At 55.8% G+C, this 16,190-nt stretch carries 13 protein-coding genes, 1 tRNA gene and 1 riboswitch; of the genes, 10 read left to right on the top strand and 4 right to left on the bottom strand.

Going from position 1 to position 16,190, the window contains the following annotated elements:
• Nucleotides 1-148: 148 nt before the first annotated feature.
• Entirely contained in the window at nt 149-1,057 is a 909-nt protein-coding gene (locus tag ACKPCT_RS22840; protein WP_319568061.1) for a metallophosphoesterase family protein, read from the top strand.
• A 45-nt stretch (nt 1,058-1,102) separates the two neighbouring features.
• On the opposite strand, the gene ACKPCT_RS22835 is transcribed toward ACKPCT_RS22840, so the two are convergent.
• Nucleotides 1,103-1,678, bottom strand: a complete 576-nt coding sequence (locus ACKPCT_RS22835; RefSeq protein WP_090073123.1) for a hypothetical protein — start codon at nt 1,676-1,678, stop codon at nt 1,103-1,105.
• A 266-nt stretch (nt 1,679-1,944) separates the two neighbouring features.
• On the bottom strand, nt 1,945-2,610 hold the full coding sequence (locus ACKPCT_RS22830) for an alpha/beta fold hydrolase (RefSeq protein ID WP_319568060.1): 666 nt from the start codon (nt 2,608-2,610) through the stop codon (nt 1,945-1,947).
• A 407-nt stretch (nt 2,611-3,017) separates the two neighbouring features.
• On the opposite strand from ACKPCT_RS22830, the gene ACKPCT_RS22825 reads away from it, so the two are divergent.
• From ACKPCT_RS22825 to rhaD, 4 genes are all read left to right on the top strand, one after another.
• Nucleotides 3,018-3,094 (top strand) — tRNA-Met (locus ACKPCT_RS22825).
• 510 nt (nt 3,095-3,604) lie between these two features.
• Nucleotides 3,605-5,104 carry a rhamnulokinase gene (locus ACKPCT_RS22820; RefSeq protein WP_319568059.1) on the top strand — a complete coding sequence of 500 codons (1,500 nt, stop codon included), beginning with the start codon at nt 3,605-3,607 and terminating at the stop codon, nt 5,102-5,104.
• Nucleotides 5,101-6,348 (top strand): L-rhamnose isomerase, encoded by a 1,248-nt coding sequence (locus ACKPCT_RS22815; protein WP_090075197.1) that lies wholly within the window; start codon nt 5,101-5,103, stop codon nt 6,346-6,348. The genes ACKPCT_RS22820 and ACKPCT_RS22815 overlap by 4 nt, the downstream gene beginning before the upstream one ends.
• An 11-nt stretch (nt 6,349-6,359) precedes the next feature.
• Nucleotides 6,360-7,202, top strand: coding sequence for a rhamnulose-1-phosphate aldolase (gene rhaD / locus ACKPCT_RS22810; protein ID WP_319567082.1), 843 nt, complete (start codon nt 6,360-6,362; stop codon nt 7,200-7,202).
• Between the two features lie 120 nt (nt 7,203-7,322).
• Here rhaD and ACKPCT_RS22805 read toward each other — a convergent pair whose 3' ends face one another.
• Nucleotides 7,323-8,675, bottom strand: coding sequence for an aminotransferase-like domain-containing protein (locus ACKPCT_RS22805; RefSeq protein WP_319568058.1), 1,353 nt, complete (start codon nt 8,673-8,675; stop codon nt 7,323-7,325).
• 221 nt (nt 8,676-8,896) lie between these two features.
• Here ACKPCT_RS22805 and ACKPCT_RS22800 point away from each other — a divergent pair, with 221 nt between their 5' ends.
• Nucleotides 8,897-10,045 carry an aminotransferase class V-fold PLP-dependent enzyme gene (locus ACKPCT_RS22800; RefSeq protein ID WP_319568057.1) on the top strand — a complete coding sequence of 383 codons (1,149 nt, stop codon included), beginning with the start codon at nt 8,897-8,899 and terminating at the stop codon, nt 10,043-10,045.
• 135 nt (nt 10,046-10,180) lie between these two features.
• A riboswitch (cobalamin riboswitch) is annotated at nt 10,181-10,387 on the top strand.
• A 380-nt stretch (nt 10,388-10,767) separates the two neighbouring features.
• Nucleotides 10,768-12,603, top strand: coding sequence for an SLC13 family permease (locus ACKPCT_RS22795; RefSeq protein ID WP_319568056.1), 1,836 nt, complete (start codon nt 10,768-10,770; stop codon nt 12,601-12,603).
• 103 nt (nt 12,604-12,706) lie between these two features.
• Here the strand turns inward: ACKPCT_RS22795 and ACKPCT_RS22790 are convergent, their stop codons facing one another.
• Nucleotides 12,707-13,315, bottom strand: a complete 609-nt coding sequence (locus ACKPCT_RS22790) for a helix-turn-helix transcriptional regulator (protein ID WP_319568055.1) — start codon at nt 13,313-13,315, stop codon at nt 12,707-12,709.
• Between the two features lie 154 nt (nt 13,316-13,469).
• On the opposite strand from ACKPCT_RS22790, the gene ACKPCT_RS22785 reads away from it, so the two are divergent.
• The 3 genes from ACKPCT_RS22785 to ACKPCT_RS22775 all read left to right on the top strand — a co-directional run bounded on the left by ACKPCT_RS22785 (nt 13,470) and on the right by ACKPCT_RS22775 (nt 16,186).
• A complete protein-coding gene (locus tag ACKPCT_RS22785) occupies nt 13,470-14,072 on the top strand; it encodes a superoxide dismutase (RefSeq protein ID WP_090075201.1) in 603 nt (200 codons plus the stop codon).
• A gap of 189 nt (nt 14,073-14,261) precedes the next feature.
• On the top strand, nt 14,262-14,810 hold the full coding sequence (locus tag ACKPCT_RS22780) for a flavin reductase family protein (RefSeq protein ID WP_090075202.1): 549 nt from the start codon (nt 14,262-14,264) through the stop codon (nt 14,808-14,810).
• A 131-nt stretch (nt 14,811-14,941) separates the two neighbouring features.
• Nucleotides 14,942-16,186 carry an efflux RND transporter periplasmic adaptor subunit gene (locus ACKPCT_RS22775; RefSeq protein ID WP_319568054.1) on the top strand — a complete coding sequence of 415 codons (1,245 nt, stop codon included), beginning with the start codon at nt 14,942-14,944 and terminating at the stop codon, nt 16,184-16,186.
• Nucleotides 16,187-16,190: the final 4 nt, after the last annotated feature.

The raw sequence follows: 16,190 nt of genomic DNA, 5'->3' as shown, positions 1-16,190 counted from the left end.
AAAAAGGCAAGAGCCAGCGCAAGGCTCTTGCCTTTTTTATTGCCGACCCAGTGCCCATCTCTCCAATGCCATGAGCGATATCGAGTAATTGGGGTGAAGCACAAAAAGCATCTGGACGTGCAGCATAAAAAGAACTATGCGCTATCTTATGTTTAGATTGGCGCATATCTCAGACCCCCACCTTGGCCCCCTGCCCGAAGCGACAGCCTGGCAGCTCGCCAACAAGCGTATTTTCGGCTATGTCAATTGGCGCCGAAACCGCAAGGGTGTGCTGACCACAGACACTTTGGACAATCTCATCACGGACATGCAGGAGCAGCGCCCTGACCATCTGGCCGTAACCGGTGATCTCGTCAATCTGGCCCTGCCTGCGGAGATCGCCAACGCAAAGCGCTGGCTGACCACATTGGGCTCGCCCGAAGACGTATCGGTCATTCCCGGCAACCATGATGCCTATGTACCCAACGCCCGCATGAAAGCCGAAGAAGCCTGGCGCCCCTTCATGAGCGGCGACGTTGTCCACTCTGGCCCGCTGACCTTCCCCTATCTCAGAGTACGCGAGAAGATAGCCATCATCGGCGTCAATTCAGCCCGGGCAACCTTGCCTCTATTGGCAACCGGCTATTTCCGTAAATCTCAGGCCAAGAAGCTCGCCAAGCTGCTGGATGAGTGCAAGGAAAAGGGCCTGTTTCGCGTTGTCATGATTCACCATCCGCCGTTGAAACGCTCCACGCATTGGCACAAGCGGCTGATCGGCGGCTCGCGCTTCCGCAAAACACTGGCCAAGCATGGTGCAGAGCTGGTTTTGCACGGCCACACTCACCTATTGACCAAAGACAGCACTGAAGGCCCCAATGGGCGCATTCCGGTCATCTGCGTTCCCAGCGCCTCGCAAGGGTTTGGCAACAGCCATAAGCCGGCTGCACGTTTCAATCTATTTGATATCGATGGAGAGCCTGGAAATTGGAGCTGCAGGCTCATCGAGCGCGGCTATTCCTCTGAAGACAAGCTGATCAGCGAGTTGGGCAATCAAATACTCTCCATTCCCAACGGATAAAGACGCTGCAATGCGGCACCTCACAGCGCAAGGCACACTCATCATCTAGAAATTGGTTGGCAGGAACCAGGCGTAAAGCACCAGCCCAATTGCACCAGCAAGAATACCGCACAGGAACCACCAGATGGCGTTGGAACCTCCCGACTGGCTACGCTTGGCCAAAGCCGCAGTTTTGGGATTGATCGCCTTATCGGACATCTTGTTGAGCAGGTAATCGGACTCGATTGCCTTCTCACGCTCAATGATGCGTTCAGCCAGATAATGGGTCACGGAATCGGCCACATCATCCACGTCCTGACTTTGAGCCAGCACAACCCGACCAAGCCGGGTATCCTTAAGAAAGCGATAAGTCCTCTTGTCGCGGGCCATTTCGACGAAGCTCGTGATGTCGATCCAGAAGCGCGGTTTACGACCCGGAACGATCTGGAAGGTCAGCATTTCCATATCTTCGGGCAGCTCTTTGGCGACATCCTCGAGTGCCTCATGGAGAATCTCCAAACGGGCACGCTCGGTGTCACCAAGCTCGACAACCACGCTGCTCTGTTCCACATCAGCGATCCGGACATCACGAATGGCACGGTCGAGACTTCTTTTATTTTCAGTATGTTGCTGCTCTTCCATGTCCGAATCCCGTCCGTCTGCTCAAAACCATTTTCGCCAGAGGCAAACCTGATTCCTCGTCCCCATCCATTGCAATAAGTTGAGCGAATCAAAAGCGCATCTGACTGATGTCCCCTCTCTAAAGACCTCAAACGACCGCTTCTGTCATCTCTCGAATACAGACTATCAATATATGCTCTCGCTTAACGTTAAGCAATTGTTAAGAGATGAGGACAGCAAAACATGGTTAAAGCAATCAATATTAACCAACAGCAGCCGACGCTCTCTTAACGAGCAGAGCGAATGGATTGCCGGATGAGAGCCAACACCTCGCGGCTGGCCTCCAGATGCACCATATGGCCGGCTTTCTCGAAAATATGCACGGCTATCATGGCAGGCAGGCCAACGCATTGCCCGACAGGTATGACGCGATCCTGACGCCCCCAGATAACCTTGATCGGAAGTGACAAGCCCCCCAGCTCATCCAGAGGCAGCGTCTTCTGCCTCTTGCCATCGAGAATGGCCTCAGCGGTCCGCTTCAGACTTTCGCACACATGCGGATCCTGACGCAGCTGCGCCGCATAGCCAGCCATGGCACGGGGCAACCGGAACTCGGAGCCGAAAAACTGCTCCAGCACCATCTGCAAGCCTTCTTCATCTGTCTGCGCTGCATAGCGGCGCAACAGGGCTTGATTGATTTCAGGTCCGAAGCCCCCCGGAGCCAGAAGGCTGAGAGACGCGACAAGCTCAGGCCGCCTCAGGGCGATGACGGCAGCTGCAGCCCCGCCCATGGAATGCCCCGCCAGATGCACCTTGCCAATACCCATTGCTTCCAGATCATCCAGAACCGCTTTTGCGGCGACCACAGCATTGCATGTCTTGGGATAGTCCAGCGAGCCGCCATGTCCCGGCAAATCGAACGCAAGAGAGCGCCAGGACCCTGCTAACCCCACCTGAAAATCAACCAGCTGCTCACATCACCACCAAAGCCATGCAAGAACACGACGGGCGCGCCCTCTCCTTCGCCCATATCCACGCAATTCAATCTGGTCTGCACGTCCATTTCTCCTGCAATCACCGCATAATACTAAGCCTATATAAGAAACAAGAGGTCTTCCAAGCAAGGAAGTCTTTCACGGGAAGAAATAAAGCAATCCCGCCTCGCAATCGTATGAAGCGGGCCAGCGTTCATCGCCAATTGACAAGATACGTATTCTTCCGCTTCCTCTTGCGCTATCGCCAAGGGCTTTATTCACAACAGAAAATTTTCTGCCTACATGCTGCAAAGCCAGCTTGACAGCCCAACACACGATGCCTATAAGCCTCACACACCGCGCCCAAACGGGCAAGCAAACGGTTCGGCGGAGTAGCTCAGTTGGTTAGAGCAGCGGAATCATAATCCGCGTGTCGGGGGTTCAAGTCCCTCCTCCGCTACCAAAATTCACCCTTAAATTCAGGAGCTTACAACAATTCGCTTTCTTGAATTGGTTGTGGTTTTACACTTTTTCTGCAAAAGCCTTACATTTCTTTCTCTTTTTCGTTTCTCCAAGCGCTTTTCACAAACACAATGTGGCGCGCCTTTTCAGTCTGTACAAGTCGCTTTAGACATTAGCATTCTATAACTCTCCCTCAAATACAAAGAAGACATCCCATCCCCTTACTTGGAAAGCATAAGGGGCATCGATGCCCCGCTTGCCTAAATGGGGAGATCAGCCCACCAACCCGATAGAAAACTGACAAAGACTTTCAGAGCCTTTTACAATAGAGATCAACCTATTGATTTATAATATCAATCATATTGACTAGTCATATCTCGCCAACAGATAGCTAAAAATTGACTTTTTTACCCTGTCTGAATGTGCAGCCAGTGGCTAACTAAATGCGTAGCGCTCGATCGAAGGATCATCTTTGGAAGAGCCAAAGGCGTTGCACATTTGGGAGGAGATCATGGTCACCAAGGCCGTTGTTGCGGTGGATCTGGGGGCGTCATCGGGGCGCGTGCTCAAGGTTGCGCTGTCTGATGGACAGCTCTCTTTGCAAGAGATCAATCGCTTTCCTCATGGCCCCAAGTCAATTGATGGTCGCCTTTGCTGGGATCTTGATTATCTCTGGGGTGGCATCCGGCAAGGCATTGGCAAGGCCTTCGCCTCAGATCCGACCATCGCCTCCATCGGCGTCGATAGCTGGGCGGTTGATTTCGTGCCCGTGGATGAGGATGGAGCGGCCTTGTTGCCCTTTGTAAGCTATCGAGATGCCCGCACCGAAGGCATCATGCCCGATTTCTATCGCAGAAGCGGGATCAGCGCCCATGAGCTGTTCGAGAAGACCGGCATCCAGTCGCTGGAACTCAACAGTCTCTATCAGCTTTATGCCCTCAAGGATCATCCGCTGGAAAGCTACAGCCGGCTCGACCGCTTCATGCTGCTGCCCGACTGGATCCATTTCCAGCTGAGCGGTATCTGGTCCAGCGAATATACCAATGCCACCACCACCCAGATGCTCAGCGTGCATGACAAAAGCTGGGATCCGGATCTCCTTCAGCAAGTCGCCATGCCCCCCAAAGTGATGCCGCGCATTCGCAATGCTGGCGATATCCTCGGACCGCTCAAACCGGACTGGTGCTCTGAATGGGGCCTTGGCGAGGGCGCAGACCAAACCCCGAACGTCGTTCTGTGCGGCACCCATGACACGGCCTCCGCCGTTGCCGCCCTGCCCTCCCTGACGCCAGAGCCCTATTTTATATCCATGGGCACATGGGCGCTGGTGGGCCGCGAGGCGCAGGTGCCCGATCTCTCCGACTATGCCTTCCGCCATGGCCTCTCCAATGAGGGCGGCGTGTTTGACACCTATCGCCAGCTGCGCAATGTGTCCGGCCTTTGGCTGATCCAGCGGGTGCGCGAAGAACTGGCCCCTGACAGCGATTTTGCCGACTGGGTCGCCGACGCCGAACAAGCCGAACCGGGACGATCCCTCATCGATCCCATGGCCGATCGCTATTTCCGCGCAGCCTCCATGGTCCAGACCATACAGACAGCCTGCCGGGAGACGGGCCAACCCGTGCCGCAGAGCCGGGGCGAGCTGGCCCGCTGCATTTTCGAAAGCCTGGCGCTCAATTTCGCCGACGTACTCATGGACTTCTCCAAGGGGAAACCGATCTCAGAGCTGCATATCGTTGGCGGCGGTGCCCGCAATGGCCTGCTTTGCCAGCTGACCGCCGATTTCCTCGGCAGTCCGGTGATCGCCGGGCCGTTTGAGGCATCCGCTCTGGGCAACGCCGTGGTGCAGATGATTGGCCTTGGCTGGATTGCGGATCTTGATGAAGGGCGGCGGATCATTCGCAACAGCGAAGACCTGCCCCAATATCAGCCGCATACCTCCCGCAAGCAGACATGCATTCGCCAGCGTTATCACATGCTATTTCACAAAGAAAAGGAACTGGCCAAATGACCCGCCTAAATTATGATGCCGCCCGCGACGCTTTTGCGGAATGGGGCGTAGATGCCGATGCTGCCATCAAACAGCTGGCCGATATTCCCATCTCCATGCATTGCTGGCAGGGCGATGATGTTGTCGGCTTTGAGCAAAGCGAAGGCGGCAGCGCCGGTGGCATCCAGATCACCGGCAACTATCCCGGACGCGCCCGCACAGCAGCAGAGCTGCGCGCCGATCTCGAATTTGCCTATGGCAAGATCCCGGGCAAGCATCGCCTCAATCTGCATGCAAGCTATCTCGACACAGACGAGACGCCGGCCCGGGACGAACTGGACTATCACCATTTTGCCAGTTGGGTCGATTGGGCAAAGGACAACGGCCTCGGGCTCGACTTCAACCCGACCTTCTTTGGCCACCCCAAGGTGGATGAGAATCTGACCCTTTCGCATCCGGACAAGGACATCCGCAACTTCTGGATTCGCCATGGTCAATGCTGCCGTGCCATTGCTGCCAAATTCGGCGAAGAGCTGGGCAGCCCTTGCGTCAACAATATCTGGGTGCCCGATGGCTACAAAGATACACCGATTGACCGGCTGGCCGCCCGCGAACGTCTGGAAAGCGCCATCGACGAGATGATCGCACAGCCCTATGATGCCGCCCATATGCTCGATGCCGTGGAAGCCAAACTGTTCGGCATCGGGGTGGAAGCCTGCACCGTGGGCAGCCATGAATTCTACATGGGCTATGCCATCCGCAAGGGCACACTCCTGTGCCTTGATATGGGCCATTTCCACCCGACCGAGAATGTGGCCGACAAGCTGTCCTCCGTCTCCCAGTCGGTCAAGGAAATCCTGCTGCATGTCAGCCGCCCGATGCGCTGGGATAGCGACCATGTGATCCTGCTCAACGACGATATTCTGGCCATGGCGCAGGAACTGGTCTTCGGCAACCTTCTGCCACGCACCCATATCGGGCTGGATTTCTTCGATGCGACCATCGCCCGCACATCCTCCTGGGTGATCGGCACGCGCAACATGCAGAAAGCCCTGCTGCGTGCCCTTCTCATGCCACAGGCCGAGCTGAAGTCGATCGAGGAAAAACTCGACTTCACCCAACGCTTCCTGATGACCGAAGAACTCAAGGATCTGCCTTATGGCGTGATCTGGGATGAATTCTGCGCGCGCAACAATGTTCCAACTGGCAAGGCGCTCATCGCCGACCTCAACAGCTATCAGGCCAGTGTGGCCCCCCGCGGATAAGGATTAAAAGCATGACTGTATTTTCGCACCCGATCCCCTTTGTGCAACAGGTCGCCTCTCTGGCGCGCCTTTGCTGGGAAATGGGATGGAATGAAGCCAACGGTGGCAATATTTCATGGCGCCTGCCAACCGATGAAGTGGAAAGCGTGCTAGCACGCCGCTACCCGAACGTGACACCCGCTGCCCCCGTCACACTGCCCCAGCCGCAGCCGACCCTCGATGGGGAATATTTCATCGTCACAGGCACGGGGCAATATTTCCGCCACGCCACGGAGTTTCCCGATCAGGTCTTCGGCATCGTCCGCATCGTTGAGGGCGGCTCTGCCTATCAGACCGTCTGGGGCTTTAGCAATGGCGGACGCCCAACCTCGGAATTTGCCACCCATCTGGCTGGCCATGCGGTCCGCAAGCGCGTCTCTGAAGGCCGCGAGCGGATCATCATGCATTGCCATGCCCCCGAATTCATTGCCCTCAGCTACATCCTGCCCCTTGATAGCAAGGAGTTGACGATGGCGCTCTGGACCAAGATGCCCGAATGCATCGTGATCTTCCCCGATGGCGTGCGCATCGTTCCCCCCATGCTGCCCGGCACCACGCAGATCGCAGATGCCTCCATCAAGGAAATGGAAAAGGGGCGCATCATTTCCTGGTCGCACCACGGCATTTTCGCCTCCGAAGCCACACCGGATTCCGTCTTCGGGCTGATCGAAACCATCGAGAAAGCCGCAGGCATCCACCGCAAGGTGCTGTCCGCCGGTGGCGAAAAACAAACCATCTCGAAAGAACTGCTCGGCCAACTCACCGACTATTTCGAAAGACTGCTCGTCCAGAAACCTGACTTCCTGGACGATTAAAAGGCAACGAAAGAGGCCCTCTCGGGAGGAAAACCAAGGGCCTCTTTCATGCATTGGAAAACATAAATACCCAGGATGAAACCACGTCATCCCCACGTCCAGAGCGAATAAACCATTGCATCAGGGCCCAGCGTTAAAAGACTTGAGCGCCTTCTGAACGCAAACGAGTGCCTCTTCCAGACTCTTGCGGTTGGATGGCGAGCCTATGCAAAGGCGAATACCTTCAGGGACTTTCACACAATCACGGCTGGCGACAAACTGCCTAAGGGGCGAAACAACCACATTCCTCTCTTTCAACGCAGCCAGAAATTCGCCAGTGCGAATGCCCGAGGGCAAATTGAGCATCACATGCATGCTGCAAGGGTCCGTTATCAGGGCAAATCCACCCAACACACGCCGGACGATTTTTTGCCGCTTGGCAATCTCACGCCGCTTCAGACTGACAACCGCTTCATAATGGCCTGTTGCGACCAGATCGGTCGCAACGGAAACCATCAAGGGTGTGCTCATCCAGACAGTTGCCCTCTGCGCCTTGTCGATCTGCCTTGAAAAGGCTGTTGGTGCCACCAGATAACAGATGCGCAATCCCGGAGCCCAGCTCTTTGACAATGTCCGGCTATAAAAGACATGATCAGGCGCGAGGTCTCTGAGAGACACTGGCGGCTGCTCCAGCAGGAACCCATAGGCATCATCTTCCAGAGCCAGAATATTGCGTCTTTTCAGGACGTCCGCAATCGCATGGCGCCGTTTGACGGACATCGTAACCGACGTCGGGTTCTGAACATTCGGCATGGTGAACAGCATCCGCACGCTTTCGTCGTCACAAACCGCATCCAGCGATGCGGGGCAAATGCCTTCTTCGTCACTCTCGACAGTGACCACGTCGAGGTGAAGCATTTCGCACGCAAGCCGAACGACCGGATAGGTGTAGTCTTCCACGGCGACCGCCTGCCCCGCGTGACAGGCACTCATCAGTGCCAGCATCAGCGCATGCTGTCCCCCGGAACAGATGGTCAACTGCGCAAGATCAAACGGAGCCCCCTCCCGATCATCATTAAGCCAATCAGCGATCCGGCAGCGATCATATTCCGCTCCAACGCTGTTTCGATAATCAAGACTATCACAGCCCTTGTCGGCCAGCACTCTGGCAACAGAGTCAGCGAATAGCGCTTCCTGCTCGGGGAGGATGAAGCGGTTAAGACTGAAATCCACGATAGATTGATCCGGATCGGCCAAGGCGAAGTCTACCGCCCGCCCTTCGCCCTGCATGCGCACGAATGTGCCACGCCCGACTTCCCCCACGGTCAGCCCCATCGCCTCCAATTCGGCAAACACACGTGTTGCCGTACCCAGAGACAAGCCAAAGCGGTAGGCAAGCTCTCGATGGGTGGGCAATCTATCGCCCGGCACCAGTTTGCCTGTCTGTATATCCTGAGCCAATTCGGCAACAACTTTTCGAAACTTGGTTCGCATGGCACCCGTCCGGAAGTATTCTCAGCTGGTCACTTGATACAATTTTATATTGTATCACAATTATAATTTAGCCTGAAAGGCCCAGAGAAACTATACTGGCAAGTTATTCTAATAATTGTCTTATATACATTCTATCCGTTGCTCGATCATCTCATGACAATTTACACATTGTAGCAAATCAAACTGATCCATGTCTGCCATTTCTGCATGAGGCAACCGCCATGAAACTCCTTCCGACCCAAAGACATCTTTTCGATATTCCGCAAGACATTGCCTATTTCAATTGCGCCTACAACGCGCCGCTTCTGCACGAAGCTGGCGCCGCGCTCACTGAGGGCGCCTTATCAAAATGTCATCCCTGGAACCGCACGCCGTCTGACTTTTTCGAGCCGGCAGAGGAATTCCGGCGACGGGCCGCGAGAGCCTTTGGTGGAGATGCTGATTGTTACGCCGTGATCCCTTCCGCCAGCTATGGCACATCAGCCGTCGGGCGAATTTTTGAAACCATTCTGTCCAAAGGCGACGAAATTCTAGTGCTCGACGAAGCATTTCCTTCCAACTATCTGCCATGGTTGCGCGCAAGCGAGACAACCGGGGCAAAACTGATCATTGCCCCAACGCCACAAGATCTGGACTGGACCCGCGCGGTTCTTGACCGAATAACCAGCAAAACAAAGCTGGTCGCTGTGCCCAATTGCCACTGGACCAATGGTGCCATTCTGGATCTGGAAGCCATCGCCGATGCCACCCGGTCAGTCGGCGCCTCCCTCGTTCTCGAGGTTACCCAGTCTTTGGGTGCCATGCCGTTGGATCTTGACAGGGTCCGACCGGATTTCATGATCGCCGCGGGCTATAAATGGTTGCTCTTTCCCTATGGCCTCAGCCTGTTTTACGCCGCTCCCCAATGGCACCACGCACGCCCTTTGGAGGAAACATGGCTGGGACGTGATGGGGCCGAGGCGTTCGAGAATCTGGTCAACTACACCGATCAGTACCAACCGGGCGCCCGTCGCTTTGACATGGGACAGAAATCCATTCCGACCATACTGCCAGCGGGCCTTATCGGCCTGCGCCAATTGGGAGATTGGGGCATAGAGACGATCGCCACCTCTCTTCGCAGTATCAATGAGCGCATTGCCCAATTGCTGGAACCGGTCGGGTTTCAGCCCGTGCCGGAAGCCTTCCGCAGCCCGCATATTCTGGGCGCCTCCTCAGAAAAAGCCCTCTCGCCCAGCATCACCGCAGATTTGGCTGCCAGAAAGATCTATATCAGTCGCCGGGGTAATGCCTTGCGCTTCGCTCCACATCTGCATGTCACAGAAAGCGATCTTGAGCAACTTGCCGACGCAATCAAAACGCTGTGCCCTTAAGCGACCAGCCAGAAGGCACGCACCGAACATCAAGACCAGTGGCACTTGATGCGCTAAAAACTCAGGAAAGGCGCTCTAAATCTGTGCGCCTATCGCACACGTGAACGAACTTCCGTTGACATTAGACTTTAGATGGAGAGAATGGCACTTATCGGTTTCCTTATGGAATGAAAAGGGAATCCGGTGCGTGACCGGTTTTCATCGGCCATAAATCCGGAGCTGTCCCCGCAACTGTAAGCGACGAGTATTCCCCATGATACCACTGGATCAGGAAGGATCCGGGAAGGTGGGAGAGTATGACGACCCGCGAGCCAGGAGACCTGCCGATCACTGTTTCAACCAACCCGGGCGGGGCGTCCTGGTAGAGGGTAGCATGGCAGATCTGTTGCTTCCGCTTGCTGAGAAGGCGAGCCACATTGACCGTTCCATTCCCACCTCCTTGAGCCCTGTCGCAAAAGGAGCACGGGATTATGCTTGATGCCACAAACTCTCCCCCAAAGACCCCAGGCCGAAAGTGGTACCACCAATTGAAAACCGATCATTCAGACCGTTTCGTTGGTCCATTTCCAGAGCTGCGCTTGAGCACCCACCTGTAACCCATTTTTAGAAAGCGGGCCGACTTGCAGGTATTTGCCATTGCAGGGAGCAGACATTTTGTCCCTTTGCTCCCTTAAATGCGCTGTCCTTGTCAGTTCTTTGCCTCATCCAACAGGAAGTAATTTATGCCCTGGGATATGATTTTCACCTTCATCGTGCTCGGCGTCGCGGTGGTTCTTTTCCTTGCCGACAAGCTACGACTGGATCTTGTCGCCATCATCGTCATGCTGTCTCTTGGCCTGAGCGGCGTTCTTACCCCTTCGGAAATGCTTTCCGGCTTCGGCTCCACCGTGGTCATTCTGATCGCCGGCTTGTTCATTGTCGGCGAGGCGTTGGCCCAAACCGGCATCTCCTATGCCGTGGGCGACAAGATCGTTCAGATTGCCGGCGACAAGGAATGGAAACTGATCACACTGCTCATGCTGGCTGTTGCTGCGCTGGCGTCGGTCATGAGCGTTACCGGCTCGGGCGCTATCTTCATTCCGATTGCCATTCGTCTGGCCAACCGGGCAGCCATCTCGCCTTCCCGCCTGCTTTTGCCACTGGCCTATGGCGCCCTCATCGGCGGTATGCTAACGCTGATCGGCACGCCTCCCAACCTTGTGGTCAATGCGGAGTTGCAAAAGGCTGGTATGGAGCCGTTCAACTTCTTCATCTTCACCCCCATCGGCCTCATCATGCTGGCAATGGCCATCATACATATGCTCATCTACGGCCGGTTTCTGCTTCCCAGAAAAGCCAGTGGCGAACATGTGACCAACAAGGGTCGACGGACACTGCAAAGCCTGCTGAGGACTTACGATATCGAGGACAAGATTGTTCGCCTCACCGTCAATGCCGAGTCAAAGCTGGTGGGAGAAACCGTGGTCAGTGCCAGACTGCGCAGCGCCGTTGGCATCACACTATTTGCACTGGAGCGCAGAGGCGAAAAAGGCGACAAGCCTGAAGTGATCTCGGTGGATACGGAAACGACCTTTGAGGCAGACGATGTCCTGTTCGGCGTTGTCGATGCGCCACTATCCGAGGAAGAGGCCGCCTTTCTGGGAGTAAAAATAACGCCCCTGGGGGAACATGACTATCACCTTTCAGCGCGCGAACTCGGCATGGCCGATTTGGTCATTCCGCAGGAATCCAACCTTGTCGGTCAAACCATTCTGGAAGCTGGCTTTCGCTTGAAACACGGCTTGAGTGTTGTTGGAGCCATGCGCCGAGGCAAACCCCTACATGACAGTTTCGGCAAAACGGAGCTGGAATTTGGCGACCAGTTACTCGTCGTGGGTGACTGGGGGCGGATCAGGGAAATGCGGACCTATCGGGAAAACTTTCTGCTCCTGTCTTTTCCCGAGGAAATGGAAAGCTACCTGCCACGGCGAAAATTCGCGCCGATGGCGCTTGGTATTCTGGCCATCATGCTTGCGCTCATCATTTTCCGTATCGTGCCGAGCGTGACAGCTGTGGTTCTGGCAGCAACCGCCATGGTCTGCTCCGGCTGCCTTTCGCCAAAGCGTGCCTATGAGTCCATCAATTGGCCCAGTCTGGTGCTCATTGCGGGCATGATCCCCATGGCGGCCGCCTTGGACAAGACGGGCGGATTGGCGCTGATTGTGGATAGCATCGTGGCGCTCACGGGTGATCGTTCCCCCTATATTATGCTGATCGCCCTCTTCCTGCTCACTTCAATCTTCAGTCAGTTCACCTCCAACACAGCCACCGCCGTGCTGATTGCACCAGTCGCCTTTCAGGTTGCCGGTATCATGGGCGTACGGCCAGAACCGATGCTGATGAGTGTGGCCATTGCCGCTTCAACAGCCTTTTGTACTCCGGTCGCCTCCCCCATCAACACACTTGTGATGGGGCCCGGAAATTATCGCTTTATGGATTATGTCCGCATTGGCGTGCCTTTGCAGATCCTGTCCATCATTCTGTCGGCGTTTATTATTCCTGTTTTCCTGCCATTCTGATGGCATCAAACAAAAAAAGAGGCCGGTTTCAAACAAACCGGCCTTTTAAAATGTACCTTTAGCCTCAAGAACAGGCTGGACATATCGCAGCCAAAAACGACCCTCATGCCTCAAGCTTCTGCTCGGTGATTTGATAGGCACATCGGCGGGCATCACTCAGGATATGCTCGACGCGCTCGATAGCCACGCCCGGCCCGAGCAAGGCGCGAAACACCTCCAGCTCGGAACGGCAAAAGCCCCGACACAAACGCGCAGCTGCACAAATGGGGCAGTGATTTTCATATAGCAGCAAGCTGCCGTCCGCCCTCTCCTCCATCGTCGACATATAGCCTTCGGCCGTACGCAATTCAGCCAGCCGCTCAACCCGCTCGGCCAGCGAAGAACACCGATCCAGCTCCGCGCGATAGCGCTCTTGAGCCCGAGCCCCGCGCAAGGAGACAATCTTGTCCAGCGCTTCCGGCCCCAGCGTTGTCTGTATTGAATCCAGCAGATCAACCGCCAAATCGGAATGCGAATCCGGGAAATGATCATGTCCTTTTTGCGTTAGGGACCAATAGACCGACGGGCGCCCGCGACCCTCGACGCGGCGTTCTTCGGCAACAAGCCCCTCTTCAGACAATCTGATCAGATGTTGCCGAGCCCCTTCTCCCGTGGTCTTCAGGCGTTTCCCCATCTGGGCAGACGTCATGGCACCGTTCATCTTAAGGGTCATCAACACCCTTTCACCGGCTAATCCTGAGGAGTTTTTTCTTTTTTCCAAGTTTTTACTTGACATATTCGGCCATTTGTTTTTCAAAGTAGTTACTTGTTTTAATATCAGAACGCGCTCGAAAACGCAAGCTCGGGCCGACCAAAGGAGAAAACCAATGGCATTTGAACTTCCAGCTCTTCCTTATTCCCATTCCGCACTCGCAGCAGCTGGCATGAGCCAGGAAACCCTCGAGCTGCATCATGACAAACATCATCAGGCTTATGTAACGGCCCTCAACGGCTTCGTTGACGCCAATGCAGATCTTCAGGGCAAATCTCTGGAAGAAATTATTGCTCTGACCTATGGCAATGACGCCCGCCAGGGCATCTTCAACCAGGCTGGTCAGCACTGGAACCACATCCACTTCTGGAACGCCCTGTCCCCGAATGGTGGCGGCATTCCGGGCAAACTGGAAGCCAAACTGATCGAAGCATTCGGCTCCGTTGACCAGTTCAAGGCAGACTTCAAGACCGCAGCAACCACCCAGTTCGGGTCCGGTTGGGCATGGCTGGTTCAGAAGGCAGACGGCACGCTCGCAGTCACCAAGACCCCGAACGGCGTCAACCCGCTGGCTACCGGCGAAGGCAAAGCCCTTCTCAGCCTCGACGTTTGGGAGCACAGCTACTATGTGGACTTCCGCAACCGTCGCCCTGACTATGTAACCAACTTCCTCGACAAACTCGCAAACTACGAATTTGCCGAAGCAAACCTTGGCTAAGGTGATGATTTGTCTTCACGTCTCGCAGCTCGGGGCGTGAGGGCAATGGAAACAGCAACTGACCCGCTTTTCCAGATTCAAGATGAGCCACGCCAGCTGCAAGGCGGCGTGGTCTCTTTTTCCTTGCCTGATGCCCCAATTTCCTCCTCCTTCCAAATTAAATGAACCGAGACAGGGTGCAGACAAACAATGACTTTTCTCTCCCGCGAAAACACCGCCCACCATGCACCGCTGCCCGATACCGAGCAGAGGGACGGCATATCCAGCACTGAGTTCCGTGGCGCCATGGCGGCACTGGCCGCATCCGTCTGTGTTGTCACCGCTGGCAAGGAGCAAGCCCGACAAGGGCGCACAGTGACGGCAGCCTTTTCTCTGTCGATCGATCCTCCCACGATCCTCGTGTCCATTGATTCAAACGCGTCTCTTGCCCACATCATGAGTGCAGAAAAGGAATTCTCCTTTGCGCAACTTTCTGAAAAGCAGCAGGCAACAGCGGATGCCTTTGCGGGTAAGGAAGTGCCAGAAAAGCGCTTTGATCATGGCAACTGGTCGCAATGGTCCAGCGGCATGCCCTGCCTGTTCGATGCAGTTGCCGCATTCGATTGTGAGGTCACCGCAGAAGTCGAACTCTCGGGCCATCGCCTCTTTGCCGGACGCATCCGTAGCATGATTCTGGACAATAGCCTGCCCCCGCTCATCTGGCATAAACGGCACTATACATCCGTCTTTCTTGGCTGATCGCGGCATTTCGCGCGAACGCCATCCCCCCATTGTCCATTGTTGATGATGATGGGATCTCACTCTTTTTGCACCTTAAAACCTGAAACGGACTGGCCCGAATGACCGGCCTTTCCCAGAGAAGGCTGACCATGCCAACAGTTCCAATCCGATATCGGACCCCCGACGTCTCGTCTCCAGCCGCTGCTTTCAAACGCGGTATCCTCTCAGCACTGGGCGCGTTTTCCCTCCTTCATATGCTGGTGATGCCTGCACAGGCGCAGGGCAGACCTCCCATGCCCGTTGGTATCGTGGTGGTGCAACCCGATCAGGTTGCTATCTCCTCCGAACTGCCCGGCCGTGTCAGCGCAACCCGCATTGCAGAAGTGCGCGCCCGCGCGGGCGGCATCGTCGAAGAGCGTATTTTCGAACAGGGCAGCCTTGTGGAAGCGGGAGACCTGCTTTTCCGGCTCGATGCCGCGCCTTATGAAATCGCGGTGGAAGCCGCCAAGGCTTCGGTTGCCCGGGCGGAAGCCGTTCTGGCAGACACCCGCCAGACCGAAAAGCGACTTGTCCAGCTAAAGGAACGCAATGTCGCCAGCACGGCTGATCTGGAAACTGCCCAGACAAACCGTCTGCAAGCCGAAGCCAGCCTGGCCGAGGCGCAGGCCCAGCTGCGCGCCGCTGAAGTCAATCTCAGCTATACGGAAATTCGCGCCCCAATCGCCGGGCGTACAGGACGTACGCAGGTAACAGAAGGGGCTCTGGTCGCGGCCCAAGGCGCGGTCCTGACAACCATTCAGCAGCTCGACGTAGTCTACGCGGATATGCAGCAGCCCGTTTCCGAGCTGCTCCGCTTGCGCAGAGCCCTTGCTGATGGGGCCCTCAATGAGGTTGCTCCGGCAACGGCCGAGGTAGATCTCTATCTCGACGACGGGTCTCTTTATCCCCATTCCGGCCAGCTGCTGTTTGCCGAGTCAACCGTTCAGCGTTCAAGTGGTCAGGTAACCTTGCGTGCACAATTCCCCAATCCCGAAGGCACCTTGCTGCCGGGCATGTATGTCCGCGTTTCTGTCGAACAGGCAACGCAGGACGACGCACTCCTTCTGCCCCAACAGGCAGTGCGCCGCACCGCTTCCGGAGACGCGCAGGTGCTGGTGGTCAATGACAGCGGGATTGTTGAAACACGCCCGGTTAAGCCGGGACGTACCACGGGCAATTCCATCCTCATCGACAGTGGTCTGCAAGGCGGCGAAATGGTGATCGTGGACGGATTCCAGAAGATCGGCCCGGGTGCGCCTGTCGCTCCGGTCTGCTGGACTGATCCGGCAAAGCAGGACGCCACCCCGCCCGAAGCCTGTACACAGCGCGTTGATGCGTTGCCCAACAACGGATGAAGTG

Source organism: Cohaesibacter marisflavi (assembly GCF_963665895.2).
GTDB classification, from domain to species: Bacteria; Pseudomonadota; Alphaproteobacteria; order Rhizobiales; family Cohaesibacteraceae; genus Cohaesibacter; species Cohaesibacter marisflavi.
This window is presented reverse-complemented; position numbering and strand designations above follow the sequence as displayed.

Coding starts and splice junctions, on each gene's coding strand:
- ACKPCT_RS22805 (WP_319568058.1), bottom strand. CDS start 8,675: ATGCGAACCAAGTTTCGAAAAGTTGTTGCCGAATTGGCTCAGGATATA.
- ACKPCT_RS22820 (WP_319568059.1), top strand. CDS start 3,605: ATGGTCACCAAGGCCGTTGTTGCGGTGGATCTGGGGGCGTCATCGGGG.
- ACKPCT_RS22775 (WP_319568054.1), top strand. CDS start 14,942: ATGCCAACAGTTCCAATCCGATATCGGACCCCCGACGTCTCGTCTCCA.
- ACKPCT_RS22795 (WP_319568056.1), top strand. CDS start 10,768: ATGCCCTGGGATATGATTTTCACCTTCATCGTGCTCGGCGTCGCGGTG.
- ACKPCT_RS22780 (WP_090075202.1), top strand. CDS start 14,262: ATGACTTTTCTCTCCCGCGAAAACACCGCCCACCATGCACCGCTGCCC.
- ACKPCT_RS22815 (WP_090075197.1), top strand. CDS start 5,101: ATGACCCGCCTAAATTATGATGCCGCCCGCGACGCTTTTGCGGAATGG.
- ACKPCT_RS22800 (WP_319568057.1), top strand. CDS start 8,897: ATGAAACTCCTTCCGACCCAAAGACATCTTTTCGATATTCCGCAAGAC.
- ACKPCT_RS22785 (WP_090075201.1), top strand. CDS start 13,470: ATGGCATTTGAACTTCCAGCTCTTCCTTATTCCCATTCCGCACTCGCA.
- ACKPCT_RS22840 (WP_319568061.1), top strand. CDS start 149: ATGTTTAGATTGGCGCATATCTCAGACCCCCACCTTGGCCCCCTGCCC.
- ACKPCT_RS22790 (WP_319568055.1), bottom strand. CDS start 13,315: ATGACCCTTAAGATGAACGGTGCCATGACGTCTGCCCAGATGGGGAAA.
- ACKPCT_RS22835 (WP_090073123.1), bottom strand. CDS start 1,678: ATGGAAGAGCAGCAACATACTGAAAATAAAAGAAGTCTCGACCGTGCC.
- rhaD (WP_319567082.1), top strand. CDS start 6,360: ATGACTGTATTTTCGCACCCGATCCCCTTTGTGCAACAGGTCGCCTCT.